Origin of the sequence: Halomonas korlensis (genome assembly GCF_900116705.1) — a bacterium.
Lineage (GTDB): Bacteria > Pseudomonadota > Gammaproteobacteria > Pseudomonadales > Halomonadaceae > Halomonas > Halomonas korlensis.
Genome location: NZ_FPBP01000003.1, coordinates 219,940 through 235,217, shown reverse-complemented (window position 1 = coordinate 235,217; position 15,278 = coordinate 219,940). Strand labels below are relative to the sequence as shown.

15 protein-coding genes are annotated in these 15,278 nt (G+C 65.2%); 8 read left to right on the top strand and 7 right to left on the bottom strand.

Annotation, left to right across the window (positions count from 1 at the left end):
• Positions 1–39: 39 nt before the first annotated feature.
• The 5 genes from BM341_RS05845 to BM341_RS05825 all read left to right on the top strand — a co-directional run bounded on the left by BM341_RS05845 (position 40) and on the right by BM341_RS05825 (position 4,382).
• Positions 40–1,386: a nitrous oxide reductase family maturation protein NosD gene (locus BM341_RS05845; RefSeq protein ID WP_089793871.1), complete on the top strand. Its 1,347-nt coding sequence runs from the start codon at positions 40–42 to the stop codon at positions 1,384–1,386.
• Entirely contained in the window at positions 1,383–2,327 is a 945-nt protein-coding gene (locus tag BM341_RS05840) for an ABC transporter ATP-binding protein (RefSeq protein WP_089793869.1), read from the top strand. Before BM341_RS05845 ends, BM341_RS05840 begins: the two co-directional genes overlap by 4 nt.
• Positions 2,324–3,148 (top strand): ABC transporter permease, encoded by an 825-nt coding sequence (locus BM341_RS05835; protein ID WP_089793867.1) that lies wholly within the window; start codon positions 2,324–2,326, stop codon positions 3,146–3,148. The genes BM341_RS05840 and BM341_RS05835 overlap by 4 nt, the downstream gene beginning before the upstream one ends.
• 31 nt (positions 3,149–3,179) lie before the next feature.
• Positions 3,180–3,731, top strand: coding sequence for a nitrous oxide reductase accessory protein NosL (locus tag BM341_RS05830; RefSeq protein ID WP_089793865.1), 552 nt, complete (start codon positions 3,180–3,182; stop codon positions 3,729–3,731).
• Positions 3,732–3,818: 87 nt separating this feature from the next.
• Positions 3,819–4,382, top strand: coding sequence for a hypothetical protein (locus BM341_RS05825; protein ID WP_245784181.1), 564 nt, complete (start codon positions 3,819–3,821; stop codon positions 4,380–4,382).
• Between the two features lie 9 nt (positions 4,383–4,391).
• On the opposite strand, the gene phnE (BM341_RS05820) is transcribed toward BM341_RS05825, so the two are convergent.
• The 4 genes from phnE (BM341_RS05820) to phnD form a co-directional block, all read right to left on the bottom strand.
• Positions 4,392–5,201 (bottom strand): phosphonate ABC transporter, permease protein PhnE, encoded by an 810-nt coding sequence (gene phnE, locus BM341_RS05820; RefSeq protein ID WP_089793863.1) that lies wholly within the window; start codon positions 5,199–5,201, stop codon positions 4,392–4,394.
• Positions 5,195–6,010 carry a phosphonate ABC transporter, permease protein PhnE gene (gene phnE / locus BM341_RS05815; protein WP_089793861.1) on the bottom strand — a complete coding sequence of 272 codons (816 nt, stop codon included), beginning with the start codon at positions 6,008–6,010 and terminating at the stop codon, positions 5,195–5,197. Before phnE (BM341_RS05815) ends, phnE (BM341_RS05820) begins: the two co-directional genes overlap by 7 nt.
• Positions 5,997–6,800 carry a phosphonate ABC transporter ATP-binding protein gene (gene phnC / locus BM341_RS05810; protein ID WP_089793860.1) on the bottom strand — a complete coding sequence of 268 codons (804 nt, stop codon included), beginning with the start codon at positions 6,798–6,800 and terminating at the stop codon, positions 5,997–5,999. The genes phnE (BM341_RS05815) and phnC overlap by 14 nt, the downstream gene beginning before the upstream one ends.
• Before the next feature lie 155 nt (positions 6,801–6,955).
• Positions 6,956–7,960, bottom strand: coding sequence for a phosphate/phosphite/phosphonate ABC transporter substrate-binding protein (gene phnD / locus BM341_RS05805; RefSeq protein WP_089793858.1), 1,005 nt, complete (start codon positions 7,958–7,960; stop codon positions 6,956–6,958).
• Positions 7,961–8,094: 134 nt separating this feature from the next.
• On the opposite strand from phnD, the gene BM341_RS05800 reads away from it, so the two are divergent.
• The 3 genes from BM341_RS05800 to BM341_RS05790 all read left to right on the top strand — a co-directional run bounded on the left by BM341_RS05800 (position 8,095) and on the right by BM341_RS05790 (position 10,204).
• On the top strand, positions 8,095–8,685 hold the full coding sequence (locus BM341_RS05800; protein WP_245784180.1) for a histidine phosphatase family protein: 591 nt from the start codon (positions 8,095–8,097) through the stop codon (positions 8,683–8,685).
• 75 nt (positions 8,686–8,760) lie between these two features.
• Positions 8,761–9,126, top strand: coding sequence for a DUF6164 family protein (locus tag BM341_RS05795; protein ID WP_089793856.1), 366 nt, complete (start codon positions 8,761–8,763; stop codon positions 9,124–9,126).
• Between the two features lie 109 nt (positions 9,127–9,235).
• Positions 9,236–10,204 carry a ribose-phosphate diphosphokinase gene (locus BM341_RS05790; protein WP_089793854.1) on the top strand — a complete coding sequence of 323 codons (969 nt, stop codon included), beginning with the start codon at positions 9,236–9,238 and terminating at the stop codon, positions 10,202–10,204.
• A 25-nt stretch (positions 10,205–10,229) separates the two neighbouring features.
• Here BM341_RS05790 and BM341_RS05785 read toward each other — a convergent pair whose 3' ends face one another.
• The 3 genes from BM341_RS05785 to BM341_RS19205 all read right to left on the bottom strand — a co-directional run bounded on the left by BM341_RS05785 (position 10,230) and on the right by BM341_RS19205 (position 15,277).
• Positions 10,230–11,243 carry a hypothetical protein gene (locus BM341_RS05785; protein WP_139232979.1) on the bottom strand — a complete coding sequence of 338 codons (1,014 nt, stop codon included), beginning with the start codon at positions 11,241–11,243 and terminating at the stop codon, positions 10,230–10,232.
• Positions 11,244–11,379: 136 nt separating this feature from the next.
• A complete protein-coding gene (locus BM341_RS05780; protein ID WP_089793850.1) occupies positions 11,380–11,646 on the bottom strand; it encodes an EAL domain-containing protein in 267 nt (88 codons plus the stop codon).
• 37 nt (positions 11,647–11,683) lie between these two features.
• A complete protein-coding gene (locus BM341_RS19205) occupies positions 11,684–15,277 on the bottom strand; it encodes an EAL domain-containing protein (protein ID WP_245784179.1) in 3,594 nt (1,197 codons plus the stop codon).
• Position 15,278: the final 1 nt, after the last annotated feature.

The following is a 15,278-nucleotide window of genomic DNA, read 5'->3' as shown; positions in this document are numbered from 1 at the left end:
CCGGGCAGCCGCCCGGCCCCGTTTCTTGTGGAGAGATGCATGACCCGACGACTGTCTCTCGTCGTCCCCCGACTGATTCTTGCCGCCTGGCTGCTCGCGTGGTTGCCAGGCGGCGTGCTGGCTGCCGAGTGGACAGCCAGTCCCGGCGAGCCGCTGCAGCCGCTGATCGACCAGACAAGCGACGGCGACCGCCTGTTGCTGCCCGAAGGACGCTATCCCGGACCGCTGACCATTGACCGCACGCTCACCCTCGAGGGGGAACCGGGCGCGGTGATCGACGGCGGCGGCGACGGCCACGCCGTGGTGCTCGAGGCCCCCAATATCGTCCTCGACACCATCACGGTGGAGAACTGGGGCGCCGACCTCACCGACATGGATGCCGGCATCTTCGTGGCAACCAGTGCCACCGGTAGCGTGATCCGCGACTCGCGCCTCACGGGCCCCGGCTTCGGCATCTGGCTCGACGCCGTGGCCGAGGTGCAGGTACTCGACAACGTTATCCGCGGAGACGCCTCGCTGCGCTCCCAGGATCGCGGCAACGGTGTGCACCTTTTCAACGTCCGCGACGTCACGGTGGCGGGCAATGACATTCGCCACACCCGCGACGGCATCTATATCGATACCAGCCGCGACAGCCTGCTGCGCGGCAACCACATGCAGGAGTTGCGCTACGGCGTGCACTATATGTACGCCCACGACAACCGTCTGGAGGGCAACACCACCCGCGATACTCGCACCGGTTACGCGCTGATGCAGTCCAAGCGACTCGAGGTGATCGGCAACCGCTCGGATGACGACCGCCACTACGGCATCCTGATGAACAACATCACCGACTCCACCCTGCGCGGCAACCGCGTCAGCGGCATCAACCAGCGCCGCGACGCCCAGGGCCAGGGGCTGGTCAGCGGTGGCGAGGGCAAGGCGCTGTTCGTCTACAACGCCCAATACAACCGTTTCGAGGCTAATCGCTTCGCGACCAGCGATATCGGCATCCATCTCACCGCTGGTTCCGAGGACAACGCTCTGGTGGGCAACGCCTTCGTCGACAACCGCCAACAGGTGATGTACGTAGCCAACCGCGCCCAGGAGTGGTCGGAGGAAGGCCGCGGCAACCACTGGAGCGACTACCTCGGCTGGGACCTGGACAGCGATGGCGTCGGTGACACGCCCTTCGAACCCAACGACGCCATGGACCGCCTGCTGTGGCGCTATCCGGTGGCGCGGCTGCTGATGCACAGCCCCGCAGTCCTGGCGCTGCGCTGGGTGCAGCGTCAGTTCCCGGTATTTCGCCCCCAGGGCGTCAAGGACAGCCATCCACTGATGAATGAACCCGACTTGCTTGAAGCCGACTTGAATCAACACAACTTCGGAGACGCCGACGCATGACCGCGGTGATCGATTTTCAGAGCGTGACCCGGCGCGACGGTAAGCTGGTACGCCTCGATGCCCTCGACCTCCAGGTGCACGAAGGCGAGGTGTTGGCGCTGCTCGGCCACAACGGGGCCGGCAAGACCACCACCATGCACTTGATCCTCGGTCTGCTCTCGCCAAGCGAAGGGCGCGTGGCGGTGCTCGGCGGCGCCCCCGACGGTGCCCACGCCGAGACCCTGCGTCGACGTCTGGGCTACCTGCCCGAGAACGTCAGCTTCTATGAGCAGCTCAGCGGCCGCGAGGTGCTCGACTACTTCGCCCGACTCAAGCGGGTCGACCGCCGCCAGGTGGAAGAACTGCTGGATCAGGTGGGCCTCGGCGCGGCCGCCCACCGGCGCGTGAAGACCTACTCCAAGGGCATGCGCCAGCGCCTTGGCCTGGCCCAGGCGTTGCTCGGCGACCCGCGACTGCTGCTGCTCGACGAGCCCACCACCGGGCTCGACCCGGCCGCCACCCGCGACTTCTACGACACGGTGCGCGGCCTGCGCGAGCGCGGCTGCACGGTGCTGCTGTCATCGCATGTGCTGCCCGGAGTGGAGCCCTACATTGACCGCGCACTGATCCTCGGCGGCGGCAAGCGCCTGGCGCTGGGTAGCCTGGACGACCTGCGCCAGCAGGCCGCCCTGCCACTGTCCGTGCGTGCCCGCGGCCGCGGCGCCGAGGCCGAACTGGCAAACCAGCTTGCCCGCTGGGACGACCCGCGCATCGAGGCCCGAGCCGTCAACGGCCACGAAGTGGCGCTTACGGTGCCGCCGGACGCCAAGCTCACCGTGCTGCGTCGGCTCACCGATACTCCAGGCATCGAGGACATCGAGCTGCTACCGCCGACCCTGGAACACCTCTACACCCACTTCTCTGCCGGGCTCTCGCCCGCGCAACGAGGAGACGCCGAATGAACGCCATCCTGACTATCGCCGGCAAGGAGTTCCGCGACGGCCTGCGCAACCGCTGGGTGCTGGCCATCGCCCTGGTGCTGGCCTTTCTCGCCGTAGGCATCGCAGCCTTCGGCGCCGCCGCCAGTGGCGGCCTGGGCTTCACGTCGCTTGCCACGACCATCGTCAGCCTGGCGACCCTCGCGGTGTTCCTGATTCCGCTGATCGCCCTGCTGCTGGCCTATGACGCGGTGGTCGGCGAGCAGGAGGCCGGCACCCTGCTGCTGCTGCTCACCTATCCGATCAGCCGCACCCAGCTATTGCTGGGCAAGTTTCTGGGCCACGGCCTGATTCTCGCCGCCGCCACGGCACTGGGTTTCGGCGTCGCCGGAGCGGTGATCGCGGTGGGTGCCGAGGGCGTGGCACTCGCCGAGCTGGCCACCGGCATGGGTCTTTTGATCGGCAGCAGCATCCTGCTGGGCTGGGTGTTCATCGCTTTCGCCTACCTGATCAGCGTGTGGGTCTCCGAGAAGGCCCGCGCCGCCGGCCTGGCGCTGGTAGTGTGGTTCCTGTTCGTGCTGGTCTTCGACCTGGGCCTGCTGGCGCTGCTGGTCAGCGTCGAGCAGGGCGGCGACTGGCTGCCCTGGCTGCTGCTGCTCAACCCCACCGAATGCTTCCGGTTGATCAACCTGGCCGGCTTCGAGGCGGCCCGCAGCTACACCGGCCTCACCTCCATCGCCGAGGGCGGCGCCTTTCGCCCTACTGTGGTGACGGCGATCCTGGTGGCCTGGATACTGGTGCCCCTGGGCCTGGCGCTGCGGCGTTTCCGTCACCGTTCGGCCTGACGCCACCCTTTCCCTTTACCGGAGTCATCTCATGCCCCGCCTGCTCGTTCTGCTACCGCTGCTGTTCTCGCTGCTGCTGACCGGCTGCGGCGAGACCGAGCCCGAGGCCCTGGCCGCCCCCGTGCCCATCGAGGAAGGTGACAGCTGTCACGTCTGCGGCATGCTGATCAGCGAGCACCCCGGCCCCAAGGGCGAGGCCTTCCTGGACAAGCAGAGCGAGGCGCTGAAGTTCTGCTCCACCATGGATCTGTTCGCCTTCCTCAAGCAGCCCGAAAACGAGACACGCCTCTCCCACGCCTACGTGCACGACGTGGCCGCCGCGCCCTGGGCGACCCCGGATGACGAGGCCTTCGTGCTGGCCAGCGAGGCGATCTACGTGGTGGGTCACGACCAGCGCGGCTCCATGGGACACACCCTGGCCTCCTTCGCCGCACAGGCCGACGCCGAGGCATTCCGCGAAGCGCATGGCGGCGAGCTGGTGAGCTTCGAGGCGATCGACCTCGACCTGCTGGGCCGACTGGGCCGCGGCGAGCTGGGCGGCGATAGCAACGAGGGCATGAATGACACGCACGGCCATGAGTAGCGGAAGCGAGGGGCGCCGGGGATAGGCCAGCCCACACCCGCATGCTAGCCTCGGACAGCTATCGTCGGCCCGAGGAAGCCTCTCGCCATGCCCCGCATTTCCCGTCACCTCTCTTACCTGTTATTGCCGCTCTGCCTGACCCTGGCCGGAGCGGTATCGGCTACCAACTTCAACACCAGCGAGGTGCAGACCCATGGCGCCTGGCACTCGCTGGCCCTGAGCCTGGGCGACGAGCGCCACTGGCGGGCCATAGAGGCGGAGAGCTACAGCGATTCGATCCTCAGCGTCAACGCCACTACTGGCGTCTGCGACCTGCCCTGGCTGGAACTGCGCATCGAACTCGAGGCGTATCAGGACGAGAGCCGCACGGTGAATGTCGTCCCCGCCGACCTGCGGGTCGATGAGGCCACCATCCACAGCGGGCGTGCCGAATTCGTCACCGAGCGCGGCGACCGGGGCTTCTACGTGCATTTCCAGCTTGAGCAACAGGCGCTGTTGCTCGAGGAAATGCGCACCGGCGAGACACTGCGCCTACGCCTGATGCGCGGCGAGGACGACCCCTGGTTCATGACCTTCAGCCTCGACGGCGCCGATGCGGCCATCGCCCGGATGAGCCAGCGCTGCGCCGCAGCCTCCCTCCAGGCGCCGTAAGCCTCGCCGTCAGATTACCTTGCGCCGCAACAGGCTGGTGATCGCCTCACCGATCAGCACCAGCACGACGATGGCGATCAGGATGGTCGCCACCGTGGTCCAGGCGAAGGTATCGATGGACCCTTGCAGGATGACCCCGATGCCGCCGGCGCCGACCAGCCCCAGCACCGTGGACTCGCGGATGTTGATATCCCAGCGCAGGATGACGATGGCGAAGAACGCCGGCATCACCTGAGGCACCACGGCATAGGCGATCACCTGGAGCTTCGAGGCGCCGGTGGCCTGCATGGCCTCGACCGGCCGCCGGTCGATCTCCTCGATGGCCTCGCCCATCAGCTTGCCGATGAAACCCACCGAGCGGCACATGATGGCGAGTATCCCTGCCAGCACGCCGGGGCCGAAGATCGCCACGAACAGCAGCGCCCAGATGATGGTGTTCACCGAGCGGCTGGAGACCAGGATGAAGCGTCCCAGCCACAGGCAGGCCCGGTTGGGCGTGGTGTTCTGGGCGGCGATATAGGCGACCGGCAGCGCGATGAAGATGGTCAGCATCGTCGACAGCGTGGCGATGTGCACCGTTTCGATCATCGCATTGACGATCTCTTCCAGGCGGCTCGGGTCGGGCGGCCACATGCGCGCGCCCAGCGACGAGATCTGGTTCGGCGCGTCCCACACCCAGGGCCAGAAGATATCGATGTCGCGTACCGCCCAGACCACCACCATCAGCGTCACCAGCATCACGGCGTAGCGAATGAGGCGTTCGCGGCGGTCGTAGCGTTTCCAGACGCGATCCGCTAGGGCACCGGCTTGATCTACCATATCTTCTTCCTTACCCAGCCGCTGACGCCCTCACTGATCAGGATCACCGCGATGATCACCAGCAGGATCGCGAACGCGAACGCATAATCGTAGCGCCCGAAGGCGTTCATCAGGGTACCGCCGATGCCGCCGGCGCCGACGATGCCGACCACCGCCGAGGCGCGCAGGTTGCTGTCGAGCTGATACATCGAGAGCCCCACCTGACGCGGCAGGATCTGCGGAAAGACGGCATAGACGAGAATCGCGAAATAGCCCGCGCCGGTCGCCTTCATCGCCTCCACCTGCCCCCAGTCGATCTCCTCGATCTCCTCGGCGAGCAGCTTGCCGACGAAGCCGATCGAATACAGCGTCAGCGTCAGGATGCCCGCCAGCGGGCCGAAGCCCACCGCGGCCACAAAGAGGATGGCGACGATCACCGGATGAAAGCTGCGCGAGAGGATGATCACCGCGCGACCCAGGAAATACACCGGCAGCGGCGCGACGTTGCGCGCCGCCATCACCGCAAAGGGGATCGACAGCAGTACGCCGAGCAGCGTGGCCAAAACAGCGATCTGCAGGCTCTCCTTGAAGCCGGTGAGCAGCAGGTCGAATCGCTCGAAGCTCGGCGGGAAGCCACCGCCGAAGATCCGAGCTGCCCGCGGCAGGCCCTCACTGATGCGCGCCCAGTTGAACGGCAGGCTGCCGAAGGCCCAGACCAGATAGATGACCAGCACCGCCAGCAGGCCGTAGCGCAGCAGCGGATTGGCGATGAACGGTGGCTTGCGCCAGGTACGCGGCGTTGCCGGGGCGCTGGTCTCAGATCGCGTCATGGCCCACCTCCCGAGACGCCGTCGGCGACTCGGTGGTCGCGTCATCGGGGGCCTCGATTCCCCCGTAGATGGCATCCAGCGCCTCCTCGTTGAAGTCGTCGGGGGCGCCATCGAAGATCATCTTGCCATGCCGAAGACCGACGATACGCTCGGTATAGGTCTTGGCCTGGGCGACGTTGTGGATGTTGATCAGCACCGGCAGCGACAGCTCGCTTGCCAGGCTCTGCAGCAGCATCATGATCTGCTCGGAGGTCCGCGGGTCCAGCGAGGCCGTCGGCTCGTCGGCGAGAAGCAGTTCCGGCTCCTGCATCAGTGCCCGCACCACGCCGACCCGCTGGCGCTCGCCGCCGGACAGCTCGTCGGCGCGCTTGTTGGCGTACTGGGCGATGCCGACGCGCTCCATCAGCGTAAAGGCGCGTTCGATGTCGGTCTGCGGGAAGCGTCGCGAGATCGCCTGGTAGAGGCTGACGTAGCCGAGCCGGCCGGCCAGCACGTTCTCCATCACCGTCAGACGGTCGATCAGGTTAAAGCCCTGGAAGACCATGCCGATCTTGCGCCGTGCCCGCCGCAGGGCGCCGCCGCGCAGCGCGACCAGTTCCATGCCGTTGAGGATGATCGAGCCCGAGGTGGGTTCCACCAGGCGGTTGATACAACGCAGCATGGTGCTCTTGCCGGCGCCCGAGGCGCCGACGATCGCCACCACGCTGTTGTCTTCCACACGCAGGTCGAGCCCCTTGAGCACCGGCTCGTCGTGTCCGTAGCGCTTGGTCAGATGGGAAATTTCTAGCATCGCGAATCCAGGCTGGGAAAAGCATCATGACAACCCCGCCGGCGACCCTGCACGGAGGGCCGCTGGCGAGATCATTGCAGAGAGAGCTAAACCAGGCGCTCGGCTCGGTTTGACTCCTCTAAGCACGACTCCTCTAAGTACGACTCCTCGAGGTACTATTCCTCGAGGTTGTCGGGGGTGTACTCGACCCCGTTGGCTTCCTGGATCGTACGGATGACCTTCCAGTCTTCCGCGTAATTGATGGGAATGAACTTCTCGACGCCTTCGAATTCCTCGCCCAGATCGGTGCCTGCGAAGTCGAAGCTGAAGAAGGCCTCTTCGACCTTCTCGACCAGATCGGGATGCAGGTTATGGGCATAGTTGTAGGAGGTCGTCGGGAAGCGATCCGACTCGTAGATGATCTTCACGTCCTCCTCGTCATAGAGGCCGCGCGCCGCCATGCGTTCGACCACCTCGGAGGCCACCGGCGCGGCGTCGTAGTCCTGGGCGACCACGCCGAGCATCGACTGGTCGTGACTGCCGGAATAGACCACCTCGTAGTCCTCGCCGGGCACGATGCCCTCCTCCGGAAAGAGCGCACGCGGCGCCTGGTTGCCCGAGTTGGAGGTCGGCGAGGTATGAGCCACCCGCTTGCCCTTGAGGTCTTCCATCTCGTCGATGCCGGAATCAACGTGGGTATAAAGCTGCAGGGTATAACCGAAGCGACCATCGTCGGAGCCCATCAGTGCGAAGGGCACCGCCCCGGCCAGGTTGACCGCGAAGGGCGTCGGGCCGGTGGAGAAACCGGCGATGTGCAGCCGACCGCTGCGCATGGCCTCGACCTGAGCCGAGTTGGACTGCACGGCGAAGAAGCGCACGTCGCGCTCCGTCACCTCCTCGAGGTGATCGATGAATGGCTGCCAGATGTCCGAGTAGATCGCCGGGTCCTCGACCGGGGTGTAAGCGAAGATCAGCGTATCGGGGTTGGCCCACTCGGATTCGTCGTCGGGACGGTCGGCGACCATGTCGCCGTTCTCGTCGCAGTAGATGTCGGCCAGGTCGCCGCGCTCGCAATCGTCTTGCGCCTGCGCCGGGGCGGCAGCCAGCATCGACAGCGGCAACAGGGTGGCGGCGGCCAGCGCCGCCAGGGGGAACTTTCCAGCCGATAGAGAGATTGTCATGGCGTACCTCGATTTATGGTTATTCTTGACCCTGAAAGTAAAAAGGCCAGGCGGATGAGCGAAACCGAACACATCTCGGCGTAGACTATCCACATAGGAAAACTGTCGCCCAATTCCCTCTTCATGACAAGCAGATGCCACACGACACTCTCAACGCCCCGACGCCACGGGGTAACCGCTACCTGTTGATGCGCCACGGCCACAGCCAGGCGAACGAACGCGGTCTGATCATCAGCGACCCACGCCACGGTCTGAGTGACTACGGGCTCTCACGCGGCGGCGAGGATCAACTGGCACAGCTCATCGAGGGCTGGCACTGGCCACCGCCGAGCCGTATCGTTCACTCGGATTTCCTGCGCACCACCCAGACGGCCGCCCGTGTGGGCGAGCACTTCGGTATCACCCTCCAGCCCGAGCCACGCCTGCGCGAGCGCCACTTCGGCGACTTCGAGGCCGAGCCGGTCAGTCGCTATGAGCAGGTCTGGGCGCTGGATGCCCACGACCCGGGCCACCGCCGGCATGGGGTCGAGCCCGTGGTGGCCGTGGCCGAGCGCATGGGTGCGGTGATCAAGTCGCTCGAGGCGTCGCTCAGCGGCGAGACCATCCTGCTGGTCAGTCACGGCGACCCGCTGCAGATCCTGCTGACCGCGCTGGAGGGCCGGCCCTTGAGCCACCACCGCGACCGGCCTGCCTTGGCGCCGGCCAGCGTCACCCCGCTGCCATGAGGGCTCATGCCAGCGTCACCCCGCTGGCATGAGCCCTCATGGCATACTGGGCCTTCAGCGACGCGGGAGATCCTGATGGCAACCCTACTGTTTCGCTTGAACAACGTGCCCGACGAAGAGGCCGATGAGGTTCGCAGCCTGCTTGAGGGCCACGGCTTCGATACCTACGAGACTCGTGCCGGCTTCTGGGGGCTGGGGGTGGCGGCGATCTGGCTGCACGACGATGCCCAGCTGGCAAGCGCCCGCCAGGCGATCGACCAGTACCAGCAGGCGCTCGGCGAACGCGTCCGGCGCGAGCGCGATGAGCTTGCGGCAAGGGGCCAGGCGCCCACGCTCTGGCGGCGCCTGTGGCGCCATCCCCTTCGCATCGCACTGCTAAGTGCACTGACCTTGGCCATCCTGGCGCTGTCGCTGCTGCCCTTCGTGTGGCTGATCGAATGACATCGCCTCCTCCGATTAGCCTCGATGGCCGGTTTTTTCGTCCAGGACTGGCAAGAATCCGCCGTCCGAGTTTCACTGAAGAGACCCTGTCATTGCCTCAGGAGGCACTATGCAGAGCGAACCGGTGCAGAGCGAACCAGTAGTGTTTGCCTTGGAGGGCAGTCAGGCATTCGGCGAGTCGGTGGCGTCCCGGCTGGGCATCGAGCTCGCTTCCCACGAGGAGCGCCACTTCGAGGATGGCGAGCACAAGGCGCGCTCCCTCGTCGACCTCCACGGCCAGGATGTCTATGTCCTCCACACCCTCTTCGGGGACGAGACATCCAGCGTCAACGACAAGCTGGTGCGTCTGCTGTTCTTCATCGGTGCGGTGAAAGATGCCGGCGCCCGGCGGGTCACCGCCCTGGTCCCCTATCTCGCCTATGCCCGCAAGGACCGGCGCACCAAGGATCACGACCCGGTGACGACACGCTATGTGGGTCAGCTTTTTGAGGCCCTGGGCACGGACTGCATGGTAGCGCTGGAAGTCCACAACCGGGCCGCCTTCGACAATGCCTTTCGTTGCCAGACGGAACACCTCGAGGCCCATGAACTCTTTGTGGACGCCCTGCACGAACACCAGGGAGACGACGTGGTCATCGTCTCCCCCGATGCCGGCGGCGCCAAGCGCGTGGATCGATTCCGCGATATCTGGGAAGCACGCACCGGCAGCCGCCCACCCAGCGATGTCATGGAGAAACGGCGAAGTGAGGGCGTGGTGTCCGGCGAGGCCGTGGTCGGTGACATGTCGGGCAAGGTGGCAATCATCGTCGATGACCTGGTCGCCGGTGGCACCACCCTGCTGCGTGCCGCTCAGGCATGCCGGGGCCAGGGCGCCACAAAGGTCTATGGGGTGATCACCCATGCCCTGTTCGGGCCGGGCTCGGAAAAGCTCTTCGATGCCGAAGAGCTGGACCAGTTGCTGATCACCGACAGCGTCAAGCCACGGCTGGAGATGCCCACACAGGGCAAGGGCGGAGTGACAGTCATACCGGTGGCCGACCTCTTCGCCCGGGCCATCACGACACTCCATGGAAAATAGGCGCCCCTCGGGACAAGGGAGCGTCTCACGTCCCTAGCGCCCTCAGGCCCCGCTGCAGGTAGTCGCGGGTAATAAGGCTCCAGGGCTTGCGGTGATCCTCCCGCTCCAGATGGCGGGCGCTGAGAACCGCCCAGAGAAGGGCGCGGTATGCCGTATAGAGCGCCACCAAGGGCTCGGGCGCAGGGTCACCGGTCTCCTCCCGGTAGGCATCGAGGAACTGCCTGCCGATCCAGGCGGCGTTGCGCCGCTCGCACTCCATGGCGAAGAAGCTCAGCTCCTCCACCGGATCCATGAGGCGCAGCTCGGGGTTGAATTCCAGACGGTCGAGGAACACCGGTTCATTGCCGAGATAGACATGTTCGGGGCGAAGGTCGCCGTGAACGTCCGCCCGGTAACGCTGTTCGAGCTGACGGCGCATGGAGCGGAGGCGCTGGAACAGCGCATCCCCCAGGGCCGTCAGCTCGTCGCCAACATCCACCGGCAGCGCCGCCAGCTCCTTCAGCCATTCGCCGACCTTCTCCTCGATATCATCGACCCTGACGCGTCCCCTGGCTTGCCGACCGGCATAGAATCGCGCCAGCTGCCTCGCCGCCTTATTCACATCCTGGGCCTCGACCCGATCCTCTTCGAGGCGTGCCTCGAGATTCCCTTCATCCGGCAAACGCCGCATCTTCACCAGGGTCTCGATGGGTCGCCCTCGTCCCTCCAGGTTGAGGCCGTCTTCGGGGTCCTCGGCCAGGGTCACCACGCCCTCGTAGATGGATGGCGCCAGCTCTGAATTGAGCCTGACCTCGGTTTCGCAGTTGCGCCGTCGTACTTCCGGGGTGCTGAAGTCCAGGAAGTCGTAGCGCAGGGGTTTCTTGAGCTTGTAGACCCACTGATCGGTCAGGAAGACGCAGGAAAGGTGCGTCTCGCGGAGCTCCACTTGCGAGGTTGGCTCGGGATAGCTCTTCGGTTGCTGGAGAAAGTGTATGACGTCGGATCGAGCCTCGCCTTCACGCCGTCCCCGATCTTCCCGGTGTGGTGGTCTTGCTGCCATCGATGGTGGCTCTCCCTGGGGGCGTATCACGACGTCCCCTATGATCATGACAGACCGGCCTCCCTACTGAGGCGCATCTCCCTGCGCAATGCCTTCAAGCGCGGACGAAGCGAAGATCCTCGCCCAGCGATTCCAGCTAGGGCCTCGCAAAGTAGAACCCTTGTTGGCGAGTGATCCCCAGGCGACCCAGCCACAAGGCTTCGGCGCGTGTTTCCACCCCTTCGGCGATCAGCGCGATGTCCAGCTCGTCGGCCAGCCCCTTCACCCCGCGCACCAGCGCTTCAAAACTCACGACCCTGGCTTCGGCCAGTTCCACGATCGGTTGAAAGGCCATGGTGAAAGCGAAGGGTAGCTCGCCCTCGCAACGGCCGCAGTGGCCCGCGACTCTTGCACAATAATTCATCGTTGGCTGTCCTGCTCGTGAACCTGTCAGGCGGTAATCACACCGCTACACGCTGTGCCAGGAAGCACTTCAGCCGGTCAAGCGGCATCGGGCGGGCGAGCAGGAAACCCTGGAAGGCATCGCAACCGTAACGCAGCAACAGGTCATGCTGCTCGCTGGTTTCGATGCCTTCGGCGACCACGCCGAGCCCCAGATGATGCGCCATGGAAATGATGCCCTGGGCGATAGCAGCGTCGTCAGCGCGCTGGGCCAGCTCCTTGACGAAACTGCGGTCAATCTTGACCTTGCCGATGGGCAGGTGCTTGAGATAGCTGAGGCTGGAAAAACCGGTGCCGAAGTCGTCGACCGCAACCTCGATGCCCATGGCGCGAAGCGCGTGGAGGATCTTGATGGCGACCGCGGTATCGTCCATCAGGATACCCTCGGTGAGCTCGAGCTCAAGGCGCTCGGCCGGCAGCCCCGTGGCCGCGAGCGTTTCACTCAGTGTCGCCAGGAAGCCTGAGCGATGGAACTGCAGCGGAGAGAGGTTCACCGCCACGCGTCGGGTACCGTAGCCGGTGGCTTCCAGGTGGACCATGTCCAGACAGGCGCGCTCCAGCACCCACTGGCTGATCGGCATGATCTGGCCGGTTTCCTCGGCCAGCGGAATGAACACGTCTGGCGGGATATAGCCCTTGGCAGGATGCTTCCAGCGCAGCAGCGCCTCGACGCTCGCTACCTCGCCCTCACGATCCAGCAACGGCTGGTAATGCAGCTCCAACTGTTGCGTGTCGATCGCCTCTTGCAGCTCGTTGCGCAGCGCGACGCGTTCATTGACCTTGGCGGTAATCTCGTGGGTAAACCAATGATACGCATTGCGCCCCTGGCGCTTGGCCCGGTACATCGCCATGTCGGCCTGCTGGATCAGTATCATGGGATGCTCGGTCTTTCCATCGCTCACGGCGATACCGATACTGCAGGTGAGGTGCAATTCCAGTTCATCGATGCAGTAGGGTTGCGCGACTATCGGCAATAGGCGCTCCGCCATCTGCCTGGCCTGCAGCGCGTCAGTCAGGTCGGGGAGCAGCACCACGAACTCGTCACCGCCCAGACGAGCCAGCGTATCGCCGGGTCGCATACCCGCGGCGAGCCGGTTTGCCACCTCGATCAGCACCTTGTCGCCCAGCGCATGACCCAGACTGTCGTTGATCGGCTTGAAATCGTCGAGATCGACAAACAGCACCGCAAGACAGTGGCCATGGCGACGAGCCAGGGCGAAATCATGGGCGAGGCGGTCCTCGAACAGCGAGCGATTGGCCAGCCCCGTAAGGCCATCGTGGCTGGCGTGGTAGGACAGCTGCGCTTCATACACCTTGCGGTCGGAGATGTCTTTGGCGATGCCGTAGACGCCCTCGATACGCCCCTCCACCACGATAGGCAGGTTGGTGAGATCGAGTACCCGCTCGTCGCCACCGCGGTCGATCAGCGTCAGCTCATAACGGGTTGACTCCCCCGCGGAGGCCGTCTTGAAACGCTCCTTGATCCATTCAACGTCGCTGGGCTGGATAAACTCAGAAAAATGCGCCCCGATGATCGCCTCGTTGGTGAACCCGGTGATCTCGCTGCAGGTCGCGTTGGCGGTGGCGAAGTGCCCCGTCAGGTCCAGCGAGAACACGGCATCGGGGTTATAGGCGAACAGCGAACGATAGCGCTGCTCGCTTTCCCACAACGCGCGGCGATCCTGGTGGCGCTCGATGGCCAGAGCCACCAGCTCCGCCGCCTTGTGCAACAGCTCGAGCTCCCGCTCTTCGGGGCCGCCAACGACGCGATAATAGGTGGCGAAGGTACCCAGCAACCGATCGTCCGAAGCGATCACCGGGCAGGACCAGCAGGCGCGCAGCTCGGCGGCGGCGGCAATGCCATGAAACCCCTGCCAGCGTGCATCCGCGAGAATATCCTCGCAGATGACTGTCTCGCGCAGGAAAGCCGAACTGCCACAGGCGCCCATATCGGCACCGATCTCGATCTCACCGAGAGCCTCACGATACGCTGGCGGCAGACTGTCACCCGACATCAGCACTAGGTGGTTGTCACCACAGCGCTGCATGATCGAACACAGTGCCCCCGGTATCTGCTGCTCAAGCATCCGGCAGATACGTCGCAGCGTCTCGTCCAGCGGTGCCTCGCGGGCGATCAACGCCTGAACGTCCTGCTGCGCTTCCAGATAACGGCGCGCCGCGGCGAGCTCACGCGAACGACCCAGTACCAGCTGCGCCAGCCCCAGGCTGTAGGCCAGCAGGTAGCTCAGCATCAGCCCGGCGATCCCCACGCCACCGGGTACCAGGCCGGCCTCGAGCATGTCCCGTGCCGAATCAGGGTACACCTCGAGGGTGAGCATGATGCCGCCCGGCAAGCCAACATGGCGCTGCTCCAGGCGCGGGAAGTGGCTCTCGCCCGGCGTTCCCGTACGCCCCGGCGCACGGATCTCGAGCAGCGTCTGGTCACCACGGCGCACGCGCACGAGGTACGTTCCCAGCTGCACCCGCAACTCCTCATCTAACAGGATGGCCATGTCCAGGCTGGCCAGCAGTTGGTAGCGCGATGCTGCGACCGGCAACACCATCAGCGCCATCTGCTGGACCTCCTCATCGGGGAGCATCAAGCGCGGCTGGTAAAAGTCAAGTTCGAGCCAGGCTTCTACCCGAGGGTCGACCAGAGTCCGCCCCAGCCAGCCCCACGCTCGTTCATCGCGAACGTGCCCCCAGATCCAGGCGCCCTGGGCGTTCAGCAGCCCGATGGCCTGCAGCCCGGGGGCATCCCGAAGGTAGTTGCGAGCATCGCGCTCCAGCACCGTCTGGTCGAAGCGACCTTGCACCGCATCCAGCCGTTCGGCCATGCGCTGCATCAACGCTAGCTGAGAGGCCATCGCCTGTTCGGTATTCAATTGAATGTTGTCGAGTACAAAGCTCGCCTGCTGGCGCTTGTCGTACTGGTGCTGCCAACTGAGCAGGTACCAGGCCGAGCCGCTCAGCACAATGCCGAGCAGCCCTGCCAGTATGGCCATCCTGCCCACCTGCAGGGCCTGCCGCTCACCGCGCAGTGCTATCAACCCCATGGCCAATCCGCAGATCAGGGCACATAACGTGGCCGCCACGGGCGATGACACATAGAACTCGGTCCCGCGACTGTCGCCACCCAACAGCAGCACACCCAGCGCTGTCACTCCAAGGCCGATCAGCGTTAGCCCCATCCCCGCCCATAGCCAGCGCCGGGTACGGCCTCGAATCCCCAGTATCAAACACAGTGCCACGCCGCACATCACGACAGCCGCTAAAGGCACGACGCGCTCACGGCCGGTCAGCCAGGAGGCGCTCTCAGGGGCGGTGACATCCTGAAACAGCGAGAAGAGAAACAATGACATCAGTACGGCGCCGGCGAGACACCGGGCACGATGCCAGCCAAAGCTGGCGGACAGCAGCCCGGCGCCACCCAACAGTGCCGCCAGCGCCGCATCGGGCACCAGCACACTGCGCAGGGGATAGGCCAGGCCCAGCGTGAACGTCAGCAGCCCCAACACGCCGAGCACCATGAAGGTGGCCGCCGTCATCACCAGCGCCGTTTCCAGCGCGATGTCACACGCCTTGTACGGCATC